15 protein-coding genes are annotated in these 15,050 nt (G+C 42.5%); 14 read left to right on the top strand and 1 reads right to left on the bottom strand.

All coding sequences use genetic code 11. The annotated features are described in order from the left end of the window. The first annotated feature begins 11 nt into the window (after positions 1–11). From ispC to K4H28_RS07105, 14 genes are all read left to right on the top strand, one after another. Positions 12–1,220, top strand: coding sequence for a 1-deoxy-D-xylulose-5-phosphate reductoisomerase (ispC, locus tag K4H28_RS07170; protein ID WP_221007687.1), 1,209 nt, complete (start codon positions 12–14; stop codon positions 1,218–1,220). Next, positions 1,214–2,560, top strand: coding sequence for an RIP metalloprotease RseP (gene rseP / locus K4H28_RS07165; RefSeq protein WP_221007686.1), 1,347 nt, complete (start codon positions 1,214–1,216; stop codon positions 2,558–2,560). The genes ispC and rseP overlap by 7 nt, the downstream gene beginning before the upstream one ends. 26 nt (positions 2,561–2,586) lie before the next feature. Beyond that, positions 2,587–4,881: an outer membrane protein assembly factor BamA gene (gene bamA / locus K4H28_RS07160; RefSeq protein ID WP_255573650.1), complete on the top strand. Its 2,295-nt coding sequence runs from the start codon at positions 2,587–2,589 to the stop codon at positions 4,879–4,881. 14 nt (positions 4,882–4,895) lie between these two features. Then, positions 4,896–5,381 (top strand): OmpH/Skp family outer membrane protein, encoded by a 486-nt coding sequence (locus K4H28_RS07155; RefSeq protein WP_255573649.1) that lies wholly within the window; start codon positions 4,896–4,898, stop codon positions 5,379–5,381. A gap of 2 nt (positions 5,382–5,383) precedes the next feature. Beyond that, positions 5,384–6,448 carry a UDP-3-O-(3-hydroxymyristoyl)glucosamine N-acyltransferase gene (gene lpxD / locus K4H28_RS07150; RefSeq protein ID WP_221007685.1) on the top strand — a complete coding sequence of 355 codons (1,065 nt, stop codon included), beginning with the start codon at positions 5,384–5,386 and terminating at the stop codon, positions 6,446–6,448. Beyond that, positions 6,435–6,881: a 3-hydroxyacyl-ACP dehydratase FabZ gene (gene fabZ, locus K4H28_RS07145; protein ID WP_221007684.1), complete on the top strand. Its 447-nt coding sequence runs from the start codon at positions 6,435–6,437 to the stop codon at positions 6,879–6,881. Before lpxD ends, fabZ begins: the two co-directional genes overlap by 14 nt. Before the next feature lie 17 nt (positions 6,882–6,898). Then, complete coding sequence (lpxA, locus tag K4H28_RS07140) at positions 6,899–7,675, top strand: acyl-ACP--UDP-N-acetylglucosamine O-acyltransferase (RefSeq protein ID WP_221007683.1); 777 nt, start codon at positions 6,899–6,901, stop codon at positions 7,673–7,675. 5 nt (positions 7,676–7,680) lie between these two features. After that, complete coding sequence (gene lpxB / locus K4H28_RS07135; RefSeq protein WP_221007682.1) at positions 7,681–8,862, top strand: lipid-A-disaccharide synthase; 1,182 nt, start codon at positions 7,681–7,683, stop codon at positions 8,860–8,862. Beyond that, positions 8,856–9,434 carry a ribonuclease HII gene (gene rnhB / locus K4H28_RS07130; protein WP_221007681.1) on the top strand — a complete coding sequence of 193 codons (579 nt, stop codon included), beginning with the start codon at positions 8,856–8,858 and terminating at the stop codon, positions 9,432–9,434. Before lpxB ends, rnhB begins: the two co-directional genes overlap by 7 nt. Positions 9,435–9,516: 82 nt before the next feature. Further along, the gene (gene motA / locus K4H28_RS07125) at positions 9,517–10,377 is read left to right on the top strand and encodes a flagellar motor stator protein MotA (protein ID WP_221007680.1); all 861 of its coding nucleotides are present in this window, start codon (positions 9,517–9,519) and stop codon (positions 10,375–10,377) included. 26 nt (positions 10,378–10,403) lie between these two features. Continuing rightward, on the top strand, positions 10,404–11,321 hold the full coding sequence (gene motB, locus K4H28_RS07120; RefSeq protein WP_221007679.1) for a flagellar motor protein MotB: 918 nt from the start codon (positions 10,404–10,406) through the stop codon (positions 11,319–11,321). Continuing rightward, a complete protein-coding gene (locus K4H28_RS07115) occupies positions 11,318–12,049 on the top strand; it encodes a class I SAM-dependent methyltransferase (RefSeq protein ID WP_221007678.1) in 732 nt (243 codons plus the stop codon). The genes motB and K4H28_RS07115 overlap by 4 nt, the downstream gene beginning before the upstream one ends. Then, positions 12,037–13,428 carry an HDOD domain-containing protein gene (locus K4H28_RS07110; RefSeq protein ID WP_221007677.1) on the top strand — a complete coding sequence of 464 codons (1,392 nt, stop codon included), beginning with the start codon at positions 12,037–12,039 and terminating at the stop codon, positions 13,426–13,428. Before K4H28_RS07115 ends, K4H28_RS07110 begins: the two co-directional genes overlap by 13 nt. A gap of 5 nt (positions 13,429–13,433) precedes the next feature. After that, positions 13,434–14,207 (top strand): TrmH family RNA methyltransferase, encoded by a 774-nt coding sequence (locus K4H28_RS07105; protein ID WP_221007676.1) that lies wholly within the window; start codon positions 13,434–13,436, stop codon positions 14,205–14,207. A 48-nt stretch (positions 14,208–14,255) separates the two neighbouring features. Here the strand turns inward: K4H28_RS07105 and K4H28_RS07100 are convergent, their stop codons facing one another. Next, positions 14,256–15,041: a carbonic anhydrase gene (locus K4H28_RS07100; RefSeq protein ID WP_221007675.1), complete on the bottom strand. Its 786-nt coding sequence runs from the start codon at positions 15,039–15,041 to the stop codon at positions 14,256–14,258. Positions 15,042–15,050 lie beyond the last annotated feature (9 nt).

Genomic DNA, 15,050 nt, shown 5'->3' with positions numbered 1-15,050 from the left:
GATTGAAAATTATGCAGCAACAAATTGTGACCGTATTGGGTGCAACTGGCAGTATTGGTACTAATACGCTGGATGTGATTTTGCGTCATCCAGAGCGTTATCAAGTCTATGCATTAAGCGCTGCAACGCAGATTGATAAATTAATCGCGGCTTGTGAAGTGCATCGTCCAAAACATGCAGTTGTATTGGATGAGGTTAATGCCGAGCTATTGAGCCAAGGTCTTCGTTTACGTGGGATTGAAACTCATGTCAGTTTTGGTGCACAGGCTTTGGTTGATATTTCTGTGGCGCCAGAAGTAACAACCGTCATGGCTGCAATTGTTGGGGCTGCGGGTATGTCAGCAACACTAGCAGCAGCCAAGGCATCTAAGCGAGTACTCCTTGCAAATAAAGAGACACTGGTTTTGGCTGGTCAGCTTTTTATGGATGCTGCATCACATTCAGGCTGCGTGTTGCTGCCAATCGATAGCGAACACAATGCCATTTTTCAAGCCTTGCCTGAGTCGTATCGTGAAAAGCCCTACCAATCTTCACTCAGTGAAGTTGGTATTGAGCGTATTTTGCTAACGGCCTCGGGTGGACCATTTCGTACACGCGAAATTGAAACCTTTTCTCAAATTACAGTTGCCGAAGCAGTAAAGCACCCAAATTGGTCTATGGGGCGAAAAATATCGGTTGATTCTGCCAGCATGATGAACAAAGGCTTGGAAGTGATTGAGGCGCGCTGGCTATTTAATGCGCCCGCAGAACAAATTCAAGTGGTTGTTCATCCGCAAAGTGTTGTTCATTCTATGGTGCAATATCGTGATGGTTCAGTTTTGGCGCAATTAGGTTCGCCAGATATGCGCACGCCCATTGCCTATGGTTTGGCTTATCCTGAGCGTATTGATGCGGGTGTAAAAGCTTTGGACTTGTTCGCTATCGGGCGTTTGGATTTTAGCCCTCCGGATTTTGCGCGCTTTCCCTGCCTAGGGTTGGCCTTTGCAGCTTTAAAAGAAGGCGGCGCTGCGCCGGCGGTTCTCAATGCTGCCAATGAAATTGCTGTCGAGGCTTTTTTAAATGAAAAAATTAAATTTACTGAAATTCCAATGGTGATTGAGTCTGCTCTGAGTCAATTATCTATACTTCCCTATCAAAGTATTGATGAGTTGCTTGATGCAGATTCGCAGTCGCGTGCTTTTGCTGTGCAGTATATTGAGCGTAAGTTAACGTCATGCTGACTTTTTTTGCTTTTGTATTTGCCATAGGCTTACTCGTTTTCATTCATGAGTATGGGCACTATTGGGTGGCTCGGCGATGTGGCGTTGGTGTGTTAACTTTCTCTATTGGTTTTGGTAAACCCATTTACCAATGGAAACGTGGGCAGACAACGTGGCAAATTGCCGCAATTCCATTGGGTGGTTTTGTTAAAATGTTGGACGAATCTGAAGCGCCAGTCGCTTCGGAATTGCGTCATTATGCTTTCAATACCCAGCATCCTATTAAAAAAATGGCGATTGCATTGGCGGGGCCATTAATCAATTTATTGTTTGCAGCGATCGTTTATGCAGGATTGTATGCTTATGGTGTGGTTACATTAAAACCAATCATTGCTTCTGTTGTTCCAGAAAGTGTGGCTGCAAAAGCTGGGCTACATTCTGGAGATCTGATTACCAATGTTAATGCTGGTAAGGTAACGAGTTGGGAACAAGTGCAGATGAGTTTATTTTCTGCCGCAGGCCAAGCAGAAGTTTCTATCGAGGCAAAGTCCAAAGATGGCCAATCGAGACAGTACTTATTAGATTTAGAGAAAATCACCGCCGCAGAGTTTGATCAAAAAATATTGGGTCGCTTAGGTTTATCACCCTTTGCCGTGACCAATGAGATTGCCTATGTGCAGGCAAAAAGTGCAGCAGATCGAGCGGGCTTAAAAATTGGTGATTGGATCGTCGCTGTCAATGATAAAAAACTTAATACTTGGTCTGAATTTCAGCAAGAGGTTTCAGCCCGCCCTGGTCAAGCAACGGCAATTGTGATTCGCCGGGGGCAGCAACTTATTGATTTAGAAATTACGCCTGATTCTGTTGAGAGTAATGGTGTAAAAGTAGGCCGTATTGGTGTTAGTCCTAGTAATGACGAAGAGCTTTATAAATCGATGCAACAGATTGTCCGGCTTTCGCCAATTGATGCACTTTTAGAAGGGGTGATTAAAACCTACGATCTATCGATTTTAACCGTAAAAATGTTTGGTAAAATGCTTGTAGGTGCTTTATCTCCCAAACAGATTAGTGGGCCGCTGGGTATCGCTGACTTTGCAGGACAAAGCGCTGCCATGGGTTGGGTTAGCTATCTGAACGCTTTGGCACTAATTAGCTTAAGCCTTGGTGTGCTTAATTTGATGCCAATACCAATTTTGGATGGTGGCCATTTACTGTATCATGGCTACGAATTAGTAACTGGGCGTACGCTTCCAGAATGGCTTGCGCTAAGTATGCAAAAAGTAGGAATGGCTTTACTGCTCTTGTTAATGGCTTTAGCACTCTTTAACGATGCTAATCGCTTCTTGTTTGGCCTCGGCTAATCTCTAACCTGTTGACGAATGGACCAATGAAATTTAAATCAATGTATGTGCTGCTTGCTGCAGCATTTGCCAGCCTAAGTCTTGCGGCACAAGCTTTTGATCCGATTACTGTTCAAGATATCCGAGTTGAAGGTTTGCAAAGAACTGATCCAGGCACTGTATTTAATTATTTAAATGTGAAGGTAGGCGATCGTTTTGATGAAGCACAGGCTAGTGAAGCAATTCGCGCTTTATTTGCTACGGGCTTCTTTGATGATATCCGCATCGAGGTTGATAAAAATATAATTGTAATTACGGTTGAAGAGCGCCCGACTGTCGCACAGATCAATGTGAATGGCTCTAAAATGCTGGAAAAAGACCAAGTTAAAGCGGCATTCAAGGGGCAGAATTTAGCTGAAGGACGAATTTTTCAGCAAGAAGTATTGGATGCTGCAGTGAATGAATTAAAGCAACAGTACTACTCTCGTGGTCGATATTCCGTTGATGTTAAAACAACGGTAACTAAGCTGGATAGAAATCGAGTCGGCATTCAAATTGATATCACTGAGGGTGATGTAGCGAAAATTAAGGCTATTAATTTCGTTGGCAATAAAGTCTATTCGCAGTCTGAACTGATTGCACGGATGTCACTTACGACACCAACATGGATGACTTGGTATACCAAATCAGATCAGTACTCAAAGCAAAAATTTAGTGGTGACTTAGAGTCGATTAAATCACTCTACTTGGATAGTGGATATTTAAATTTTGTTATTGAGTCAACACAAGTCGCTTTGTCTGAAGATAAAGCCGATATGTTTCTAACTGTAAATTTACGTGAAGGCGATTTATACAGGACTGGTGAAGTTACCTTCGCAGGTAATTTTTCACTGCCGATTTCTGAATTAGAAAACTTAGTGGCCGCCGAGCAAGGCGAGGTTTTTTCTCGTGATAGTATTAATAAATCAACTGCAGCAATTATTGAAAGACTTGGGGTTGAAGGGTATGCATTTCCAAATGTAAATGCGGTGCCAACAATCGATGAAGAAAATAAAACTGTTGCGTTCACTTTTTTTATCGATCCAGGTAAGACTACTTCTGTGCGCCGTATTAATATTTATGGCAATAATTTAACTAAAGATCAGGTTCTGCGTCGAGAAGTGCGCCAAATGGAGTCGGCACCATATGACTTAGCTAAAATAAAGCGCAGTAAAGAACGCTTACAGCAATTGGATTTCTTTAGTGAAGTTAATATTGATACCCCAGTTGTTCCTGAAAGCGTTGATTTAGTTGATGTAAATATAAATGTTGTTGAAAAGAAAACGGGAAATTTAAATTTTGGTGTGGGATATGGGCAGGGTGAGGGCGCAATTTTTCAAGCGTCTGTCTCACAGGCTAATTTCTTAGGAACAGGCAAGCGTTTTGCTGCTGACATTAATACGAGTTCTGCTTCAAAAGTACTTTCGTTGAGTATGAATAATCCATATGCAACTCCAGATGGAGTCTCTTTTGGATGGACTGCATATCTTCGTGATACTGACCCAGGCGAAATGGATTTAGGCCAATATAAAATTTCATCCAAAGGTCTTGGCTTTAATTTTGGGATGCCAACGACTGAGTATAATTCAATTGGTCTTAGTTTGAATTATGAGGATATGAAGTTTGAAACGACGATTGATTCGCCTTCTTATGTCCTAGATTATGTTAAAGAATATGGTGATTCTACAAAAGTGTATTCTATAGGTGCTAATTGGGGGACTGACTCGCGAGATTCGGCGGTATTTCCAACGAAAGGTTTAATGTTAAAGACCTCTGCTGAAATCGGTGTGCCACCGTCCGATATTAATTATTATAAATTAAATTTCCAAAGCCAATATTTCTACTCATTGCCAACAAAAAAACCATACACATTTATGTGGAATATTGAATTGGGTTACGGTGGTGTTTATGCAGGTAGTGATGACTATCCATTTTATAAAAACTTTTATGCCGGTGGCGTTAATTCGGTGCGCGGCTATAAATCAGGCAGTCTAGGGCCGATGGATAACACAGGTAATAGCATGGGAGGCTCGACTCGATTTGTTAATAATTTTGAAGTTTTTATTCCTGTACCTGGAATGAAAGACGATAAGTCAATGAGGTTGAGTGCTTTTTACGATGCAGGTAATATCTGGGTATATGACCAGACTATTGACTTAACTTCGTTGCAGCAATCTGCTGGAGTCGGCTTTACGTGGATTTCTCCAATTGGTCCTCTCAAACTAATATATGCTCATCCTATTAATGCGGCTGCTGACGCGAAAAAACAAAGTGTACAGTTTCAGATTGGGCAAATTTTTTAAAAGTGAGATACGTGATGAAGCTATCTAAAATTATTCCTATATTGCTGTTTCTTTCATCAATCTCTGCCTTTGCAGATACTAAGGTTTCTGTCGTTGATATTCAGCGTATTCTTAGGGAGGCAGCTCCCGCAGTTCGCGCAACTAAAAAATTAGAAAAAGAATTCGAGCCGAAAAGAATTGAATTGCAGAGATTTTCTGCGCAAGGCAAAGCATTGCAACAAATGCTCGACAAAAATACGCTTGTTGAGGCTGATCGTCGTGTTAAAGAACGGGAATTAGTTAAGTTGAACCAAGATTTTCAACGCATGCAACGCGAAATTAATGAAGACTTAAATACGCGTCGCAATGAAGAAATGGCCGGGTTGCAAGAACGGGTTAATTTTGCTATTCGCACTGTTGCTGAAGCTGAAAAACTGGATGTCGTCATACAGGATCCTGTATATAGAAATCCTAAAATAGACATCACTGACAAAGTTCTTAAACTATTGGCTGATAAATAAATATGGCTAATTCAGCTGTGGCTGCAAAATTGACAGAGCTAGTCAAGCGGTTTGGTGGTGAGATTATCGGGGATGATGTTGAAGTCACATCAATAGCCTCGCTAGATTCTGCTGAATTTGGTGATCTATCTTTTTATACGGCAACAAAATATTCTGACAAAGTAGCCTCTTGTAAAGCATCCGCACTGGTAGTGAAGCAATTCAATGCAAAATATGCGTGTACACAGGTTGTGGTGAAAGATCCTCAGCTGTTTGTGTCGAGATCGCTCAATGTATTGTTCCCTAGGCGCAAATCTTGTGAAAGTCGTCATCCAACGTGTGTGATTCATAATTCAGCGGACATTGATTCTAGCGCTGAAATTGGTGCATATGTGGTTGTTGAGTCAGGCTCCTTTGTCGGGCCCGGTACTATAATTGAATCAGGTACTGTAATTGGGGAAAATGTAACCATTGGCTCCAATTGCAGAATTCATCCTCGCGTTGTCATTTATTCTGATTGCGTAATTGGGGACTCTACAGAGATTCACAGTGGAGCCGTTATTGGTTCTGATGGTTTCGGTAATGCTTGGAATGGTAAAAGCTGGGAAAAGATTCAACAAATTGGCAAAGTAATTATTGGTTCTAATGTTGAAATAGGCGCCAATACAACGATAGATCGTGGTGCACTTGATGACACGATTATTTCAGACGGTGTGCGTCTTGATAACTTAATTCAAATTGCGCATAACGTAAAAATTGGTGCACATACTGCAATGGCTGGTTGTGCTGGGGTTGCTGGTTCAACAACAATCGGTGCTAATTGCCTCATTGGTGGTGGAGTTCTAATTGCCGGGCATATTGAAATCGCCAATGGTATTACTTTGTTGTCTGGTAGTGGCACCCCAAACTCCTTAACTGAACCTGGAGTTTATGCTAGTGGTGTTCCTACGATGCCGTATTCGACTTGGGCTCGGAATAGTATGCATTATCGCCGTCTAGATGAAATGGCGAAGCGAATTAGAAAAATTGAAAAAAACAGCGTGCTTAGTGGTATGAAACAGCAGGGAGAAGAAAATGGAACAGATTGATATTAATGAAATTATGCGTCATTTGCCGCACCGTTATCCTTTTTTGTTGGTTGATCGTGTGTTGGAATTAGAACCAAACAAATCAGTCGTTGCCCTTAAAAACGTGTCAATGAATGAGCCTTTTTTTCAGGGGCACTTTCCAAAATATCCGGTAATGCCAGGTGTTTTGATTTTAGAGGCACTAGCGCAAGCTGCTGGTATTTTAACATTTAAGAGTATTGTTCCTGCTCCGTCAGAGAATACAATTTTGTTTTATGCCGGCATTGATAATGCACGCTTCAAACGACAGGTTGTGCCTGGGGATCAATTAATTTTAAAGGCTGAAATTATTGCTTCTAAACGTGGGATTTGGAAGTATGTTGCCAAAGCTTATGTTGGCGATGAATTAGCTTGCGAGGCTGATTTGATGTGCGCACAGCGTGAAGTTCTTTAATTCTATAGATTAATTTAATGCCAATAATTCATCCTACCGCACTTGTTGATTTAAGCGCGTCTATTGCTGATAACGTTATCATTGGTGCATATTCAATGGTTGGGCCCAATGTCACGATTGCCTCAGGTACTGTGGTAGAGTCACATTGTGTAATTGAGGGGCACACGCAAATTGGTGAAAACAATACATTTCACTCGTTTTGCTCTGTGGGTTGTGTTCCGCAAGATAAAAAATATAATGCTGAACCAACTCGCTTAACGATAGGCAATGGGAATACATTTTTCCAAAATGTTACAATTTCGATTGGTACGTCTCAAGATCGCGGTCTAACCTCGATTGCGGATAACTGCTGGGTCATGGCTTATGCGCATATTGCGCATGATTGCATTGTTGGCAGTAATGTAATACTTGCAAACAATGCAACATTAGCAGGTCATGTGTCTGTAGGGGATTATGCAATTTTGGGGGGCTTAACGGCTGTTCACCAATTTTGTGTGATTGGCGAACATGCGATGGCTGGTGGTGGTTCTATTATCGTCCAAGATTTGCCTCCGTTTGTTATGTGTGAAGGTAATCGTGCAACAGCAAGAAGTATCAATATTGAAGGCTTGAAGCGTCGCGGTTTCTCATTGGATGAGATTGCTTCGGTTAAAAAAGCATACAAAACTTTGTATCGTGAAGGCACTTCATACGAGGTTGCTGTTAATCTTATCCGTGAACAAGCGGTATTTATGCCAGTGCTTCAGTGCTTTGTGAACTTTTTTGATCAATCAAAACGCGGAATCGTTCGATAAATCGTATGGGCGATCAATTATTTTTTAATGGCAAGGGCCCACGGATTGCGATTGTTGCCGGTGAAGCTTCTGGTGATTTATTAGGTTCTGCGTTAATTCAGTCGCTGCTACTTCGTTTTCCTGACGCACAGTTTGCCGGAGTAGCTGGGCATAAAATGATAGCCGCTGGTGCTCACTCCATTGAACCAATGGAAACTTTAGCGGTTGGCGGGATTGTTGAAGTCGTTAAGCACTTGCCTAAGTTATTGAAATTAAGAAAACGATTGGTCAAAGCAATATTAAATGAAAAACCTGATTTATTAATTACGATTGATGCTCCTGACTTTAATATTGGCCTAGCGAAACGAATTAAAATTGCCGGCATTACCACCGTTCACTATGTTAGCCCATCTATTTGGGCTTGGCGCCCTGAACGAATTAAGCAAATTCGTAAAGCAGTGTCACACATATTATTGATTCTTCCGTTCGAAGAGCAAATTTATAAAAAACAAAAAATTGCCGCGACTTATGTCGGCCATCCCTTGGCTGATTTGATGCCCGTCTCGGTCAATCAATTTCAAGTTCGTGAAATTTTAAATGTTGATAGTAATGATGTCGTTGTGGCTATGCTGCCTGGAAGTCGGCAGCGTGAAGTTATGGCGATGGCGGATATCTTCATTAAAACGGCGATAATATTGTCGGAGTTGCACCCAAAGATTGTTTTGTTGGTGCCATTAATAACGAGAGAAACTCGGACCATTTTTGAAAATGAAATATGGCGTCTTAATGCGCAAGGCTTAAACTGGCGTTTAATGTTTGGACATGCGCACGAAGCAATGACTGCATCAGATGCAATTTTATTGGCATCAGGGACTGCGGCTTTAGAGGCTATGTTGGCAAAAAGACCCGTTGTAGTGGCTTATAAAATAAGTCCATTCACTTATCGGATGGTTAAACGAAAATTTTTGTTACCGTATGTTAGTTTGCCAAATATCATTTCAGGTAAATTTATTGTTCCAGAGTTTTTGCAAGAAGAAGCTACACCAGAAAATTTATCATTAGCACTCAATAACTATTTGATCGATAAAGTACTGTCTGCAAATTTGTCTGATATATTTGAACATCACCACCTTAGTTTGCAATGTAATGGTGCTGAGCGCGCGGCTGATGCGGTAGCTAAATTATTGACTAAAGCGAACGTATGTTAATTTGTGGCGTTGATGAAGCGGGCAGGGGGCCTTTAGTTGGCTCTGTTTTTGCAGCTGCTGTTATTTTGCCCGATGTTCATTCAATTGTTGGTTTGGCTGACTCTAAGAAGTTATCTGAAAAGCAACGCGATAAATTGGCCGTTCAAATTATGTCTCAATCCGTGGCATGGGCCGTCGCATCAGCAACCGCAACTGAAATCGATCAGTTAAATATATTGCAAGCAACGATGTTGGCAATGTCTCGAGCAGTGACTGCGCTCTCTGTTTTGCCTGATGAAGTTTTGGTTGACGGCAATCGTACACCTATTCTGAATATTCCAAGCCGAGCAATTATTAAGGGCGATGCGACTGAGCAATGTATTTCAGCCGCATCTATTTTGGCCAAAGTCAATCGAGATGCTGAAGCTTACGCGCTTGATTTACTTTATCCTGAGTATGGTTTTGCTAAGCATAAAGGCTATGGTACTGCTCTGCACCTTAAGGCGCTCAAAGAGTTTGGGCCTATACCGGAGCATAGGGTGTCTTTTGCTCCTGTTCGTGCTGCATTTGCACAACGTATATTGTTTGAATAGCTTGTTACGTCGCAGTGCTGCTTCTATGATGTAGATAATTTAATATTTATTGATGTAACACCGCTAACTAGGAAGCTAGCTTATGTTTGTTATTATTGGCTACATCTTTATGTGTGTCTGTATTTTGGGTGCATATGTTTGGCATGGTGGCCATTTGGCTGTTTTTTGGCAGCCTTCTGAAATTATCATTATTTTTGGTGGCGCAATCGGTGGCATGATTGCGGGTGCTAGTCCCAAAAGTCTGAAGTTATTTGGTAAAGCATTACCTACCATTTTTAAAGGCTCTGCATTTAATAAAACTTTTTACATGGATCTTTTTGCTTGTTTATTTGAGCTATTAGCAAAGGTCAGGAAAGAAGGTTTAATGTCAATTGAAGGGGATGTTGAAGACCCCCATGCTAGTCCTATCTTTTCAAAATATCCCAAAATATCGCATGATCATCACATTACCGACTTCATTTGTGATTATTTGCGCTTAATGGTCGGCGGCAACTTAAATGCTTTTGAAATCGAAAATTTAATGGATATTGAAATTGAAGCACATCACAATGAAGCGCACGTTGCTGCGGGCATGATGGCAAAGCTCGGCGATGGTTTGCCGGCGTTTGGTATCGTTGCTGCAGTAATGGGGGTTGTGCATGTGATGGGTTCTCTGCATTTGCCCCCATCTGAATTGGGTAAGTTGATTGGTGCTGCATTGGTTGGTACGTTTATGGGTATTTGGTTGGCTTATGGGTTTGTTGGTCCATTGGCAAATGTGTTAGAAACAAAAATGGCTGAAGGCCACCAAGTGTTTTTAACAATTAAAGTAACGTTAATCGCTAGTCTTAATGGTTATGCTCCACAAGTGGCAGTCGAATTTGGCCGCAAAGTCCTCGATTCTTCAGAACGACCATCCTTTAAAGAACTCGAAGAATTTGTGAAGAACGCAAAAGGTAAATAACTTTTTGAAAGATAGGCTGAGTAAAAATGAGCGATGATTCCCAAAGACCAATAGTCGTAAAAAAAATTAAAAAAGGCGGTCATGGTCACCATGGCGGTGCATGGAAAATTGCCTATGCTGACTTTGTAACTGCAATGATGGCCTTTTTCTTATTGATGTGGCTGCTTGGCTCGGTGTCAAAAGGGAATTTAAAAGGTATTTCTGACTTTTTTAATAATCCACTCAAAGTTGCGAATGCGGGGGGCTCCGGCTCTGGCGATGCTGACTCTGTTATTCAAGGTGGCGGTAATGATATTACTAAGCAAGCGGGTCAAGTTAATAAAGGTGATCCTCCGGCACAAACAGAGGCCGCTAAAGATAGAAAAAGGCTGAGTGCTTTAAAGCAAAAGTTTGAAGCTTTAATGGACGATAAAATTCGCGAGAACTCTAAACTTGGTCAGTATAAAGATCAGATTAAGTTGGATATGGTTGCTGAAGGTTTGCGAATTCAAATCGTAGATGAGCAAAATCGTCCAATGTTTAAATCAGGTAGTTCTGAGTTAGAGAGCTATGCTCACGGCATTTTGCAGGAGATGGCGCAGTTATTGAATGAAGTACCCAATGCAGTTTCTTTGGCTGGCCACACTGACGGTACGCAGTTTGCAGGTGGTGCGGCTGGATTTACTAACTGGGAGCTTTCGTCTGAAAGGGCCAACTCTTCAAGGCGTGAGCTGATTCTTGGTGGTTTGCAGCCTGATAAAGTGTTGCGAGTGAATGGTTTTGGCGATGTTATCCCACTGGATAAAGATAATGTCTACAATCCAGTGAATCGCCGCATCAGCATTGTGGTGCTTAACAAAGATGCCGAGTCTGACATTCGTAAACAGGCTGGCCAAACTGAAGAGGTGGCGGTAGCTGCACCCTCTGCAGGCGGGTTTGTAAATCCAATCCAGCAAGCAAAATGATGTCATCGATTAACGTATTCCCGCAGTGGCTTGTGTTTGCATTAATCTGTGCTTTTTCATTTTTTTTAGTTATTGGGGTTGGCTCTTTATTTTCTTCGCTAATAGCGATAGCACTAGCCTCTAGTATTTCTTTTCTGCTGGCAAAATCCTTGCATGATGGATTTTGGTGGAAGTGGATTCATCTTTTTTTTCTGCCGTTAATTTTTCTTTGTTTGCAGTTAAATATCGCGCCGCATTGGTATTTATTAGCTTTAGTATTGTCATGGTTTGTTTTTGGCAAAGTCATGGTTTCACGTGTGCCACTGTATTTAAGTAATCAAAGTGCACTGTCTGAGCTTGAATCATGTATTCCATTGGGTGGTCATTTTCTAGACGTTGGTGCTGGAACTGGAAAAGTTCTGCAGCACTTATCTGCAAGTAGGGCGGATTTATCCCTGTGTGGTGTAGAACAGGCCAAAGCTCCCTGGTTGTGGGGTAAGTTTCGACTGCCTTCATCAGTTCGTTGGATTAATGCAGATTATCAAGGCTTAGATTTTGCTGATTATGATTGCATTTATGCTTTTTTGTCTCCCGCTGTAATGGCAGATTTGTGGTCGCAAGCTCGCTCTCAAATGAAGCCTGGCAGTCTCTTTATTAGTAATTCTTTCGAGATTCCTGGGGTAGATCCGGATCAAGTGATTGAATTGAATGACTGGAAAAACGGCAAGCTTCTACTATGGCGAATGTAAAATCGATAGCTGATTGGCTCCAATTTTGGGAGCGGCGGGCCATTCCCGTATTGCAAGAGTCACGCAATCAAATTATGGGCATGTTGCGCCGAGCAGAAATCATTCGGCCCACTGAGGTGGCTGAAGTGGTGTCGCGCGACCCGCTATTAACTGCCCAAGTTTTGCGTATGATTAATCAGCGCCAACGCACTAGCTTATCTTCCGATGTCGTAGCCATTGAAGCCGCCATTATGTTGATAGGTGTGACGCCATTTTTAGAGCGTTTTGCCCGAGCACAAACAGTAGAGAGTTTGATGCTGCCTACCCATCAAGCTGAATATGGCAATTTATTAAAACTTGTTTTGGAGGCAAGATTGGCGCGTCGTTTGGCTAGTTTTTACGCTAACAAACGATTCGATGCTAAGTTAGGTGAAATTCAAGCCGCAGCGATGTTGAGTAATATCGTTGATTTGTTATCGATTCTAGCTCCTTTTCTTGATGAAAAAGCGCCAACTCATGCCGGTGATGTGGCGGATCTATTATCGCTATGGCAAATGCCAGAGCCGATTCAAACTTTGATTCGTAAAGATGCAGAGCCCTCAACCCGTAGTGTTTTACAGCATGCGGTTGTGCCATTGGCCCGTTTATTGGACAAAGGCTGGTGGCAAGATGATGTTCAACAAAAATTAACGACAACTGCTGCCGTATTGAATTTGCCATTTGAGGATATTTGGCATTTTTTAATTCGCCAATTACTCGCATTCACACGCAAAGAAGGGCGAGGTAATCCGCTCTATACACCAGCACGTTGGCTAGCCATGTTGCCTGGTGAGTGGCCAAGACCTGTCTCTAAAGTAACGCCACGGGCCGATTCAACAGTGCTCGAAAAAGATGTGCTTGCAGAGCGAATGCAGGCATTGCATTTGGCGGGTGTACAAGGCGCGCCAACCAATCAGGTGATGACGCTGGCTGTACGTGCTTTATCTGAAGGACTCGCGATGCAGCGTATTGCATTTACTTTGCTGATGGCTGCGGAGAACTCGCTGCGTGCTCGCTACGTGCAGGGTGTAGCTCCGACGGATCCTTTACAGAATTTGCGTATTTCATTAGAAAAACAGCATGTTTTAACTAAGTTGTTGCAGAAACCGCAAAGTTTTTGGTTGAACTCTGCTAATTACGCGCAGTTTTCTCCTCATTTGCCGATTGAATTGGTTGAGCAAGTTGGAGCAAAAAGCTTTTGTGCGATGTCTATTTTTGTAGGTGATAAACCTGTGGGCTTAATTTATGCAGACTGCGGCTTACTGGGTGAGGTCACTGATTTTCACTATCAACATTTCAAGCAAATATGCCTGTTGGCAAGTAAAGCTTTAGCGCACAATGCGCGTCGAACCTCTGTGTGACATCAATGGAAATTATCACGTCTACCCAAAATGCAGGCTTTAAGCAGGCATTGAAATTGACTCAAAATCGTCGCGAACGTATTAAATCTAAACAAACTTTGCTGGATGGCGCTCACTTACTGGCAGCATGGCTCGATGCGGGGCATTGTGTTGTCCGTCTTTTTGTTTCTGAAGATGGCGCCCAACGGGAAGAAATAAAGAATTTAGTTTTGCGTTGTGCGTGCCCAGTCACTTATTTGTCTCAGACCCTGTATTCGCAGCTGTCTGAGTTAAGTAGTGCTAGTGGTGTATTGGCTTTGATCGATATTCCTGAGCCTCATAGCCCAAAGCAAAATGGTTTTGTTTTGCTACTCGATGGCGTACAAGATCCTGGGAATGTAGGTGCAATTTTGCGAACGGCACAGGCTGCCGGTGTTCAGCAGGTGGTGTTGTCATCAGACTGCGCCGATGTTTGGTCGCCTAAAGTGCTTCGTGCTGGAATGGGGGCGCAGGCGGTGATGTCTATCGTAGAGAATGCTGATTTACTTGATTTTGCCAATGATTTTGACGGCAAGATTGCCGCTACCATTTTGGATGGTGCAGTTGACTTGTACGCTGCAAAGCTATCAGGATCGTTAGCTTTGGTTATGGGGTCGGAAGGTGCGGGGGTTTCAACTGCGCTGGCTGAAAAAGCGACATTACGCATCAAAATTCCAATGACCGAAGGCATTGAGTCTTTGAATGTGGGTCATGCCGCTGCGATCTGTTTGTATGAAATTAAACGTCAGAGATTGAGTTAGGTATATGACTGTAGGTGCTATAAGATATAGTCTACAGTCATATACATATTAGTTGCTATCAAGAATTGCTCGTTGCTGCAAAGATTGGATGGGGCGGGCATTCATTGGGAATTCTTTTTTGAAACGTGCTATTTGTTTAGCTGAGATATTCAGTGGATTTTTTAGAATTAACCAGCGCACACCTTCACTGCATGGTGGGGTCGTGAGTGATCCCATTAGTGTCCAGTAACTACGATTGCTGGGTAATAAATCGCTGACGTTGTATTTGAGCTGATCATATCCGCGCGTTTCATTGTGATTCGTTGGCATCTTGTCCCAGAAGGTTTTAACAATTTTATTGTCGCTACTGCCCTGATTAATCAAAAGAGCCACGACGGCTAATTGCCCGGCATCATTTTTGTGAACGAGGTGTGCGACCATTGGATAGCGCTGACCGCCAATTGCTTCTTCACTTGGGGTATGAAAGTGAAATTGTAGCAATTGGTAGCGATCAGCACCGACGGTCAAGTAGCTTCCCGCGTCGTAGTTCAGTTGGATGGTGTGCCCATTGTTTTGAATATTGGTTTTCGATTCTTTGTATTGAAATTGCAGCGGTTCTAACTCTTGCGCGTAGGCTTCGTTAATATTGACTGGCGATTGCTGTTTGCCATTGCTGCACAAACCAAACTCAGATTTCATTGAGCCCCAATTGCTCGGCCCTGTTTCACCTTCGTAACTCCAATGAGCGGGGTCGTGATTCGCCTTTTTGTTGCTGTGCTTTTCATTTGCGATGCTGCTGCCTGTCGCAGTCAGAAGACATAAGGTCATCATTAAAGCGCTGGTTTTAAGGTGCATCACAGAACT

Origin of the sequence: Deefgea tanakiae (assembly GCF_019665765.1) — a bacterium.
Classification (GTDB): Bacteria; Pseudomonadota; Gammaproteobacteria; order Burkholderiales; family Chitinibacteraceae; genus Deefgea; species Deefgea tanakiae.
This window is presented reverse-complemented; position numbering and strand designations above follow the sequence as displayed.